Source organism: Paenibacillus sp. 05T425 (genome assembly GCF_056396205.1).
This window is the reverse complement of the sequence record NZ_JBFTLA010000093.1, coordinates 1-456: the sequence shown is the minus strand read 5'-3', so window position 1 is coordinate 456 and position 456 is coordinate 1. Positions and strand designations below refer to the sequence as shown.

The window sequence follows — 456 nt, the reverse complement described above, 5'->3', positions numbered from 1 at the left end:
GCTTGAGACCCTTGGCTCCAGCATAGCCAACAGCACAATACGCGCAGTCCAATTTGAGCATGCATTCTCTTTTGTGACAAAGGCTTATGAGGTGTTTTTATGAGTGAAGCGAAGCATTCCCGCCTGATCATTCTGGGTTCCGGCCCTGCCGGTTACAGCGCAGCCGTTTATGCCGCTCGCGCCAACCTCAAACCCGTTGTCATTACCGGCATACAGGCCGGTGGCCAGCTGACCACTACCGTCGAAGTCGACAACTGGCCCGGCGACATCGAAGGCCTGACTGGCCCGGTGCTGATGGAACGCATGCAGAAACACGCCGAACGCTTCGACACCGAGATCGTTTACGACCACATCCATACCGCCAAGTTGCAACAGCGCCCGTTCGAGCTCATCGGCGACAGCGGCACCTACACCTGCGATGCGCTGATTATCGCCACCGGCGCTTCGGCCCAATAC

At 57.7% G+C, this 456-nt stretch carries 1 protein-coding gene; it reads left to right on the top strand.

Features of this window, described 5'->3' with window-relative positions; all coding sequences use genetic code 11:
- Window positions 1-99: 99 nt before the first annotated feature.
- A partial coding sequence (locus AC1DF0_RS32230; RefSeq protein ID WP_477577648.1) for an FAD-dependent oxidoreductase occupies window positions 100-456 on the top strand: 357 nt, incomplete at its 3' end.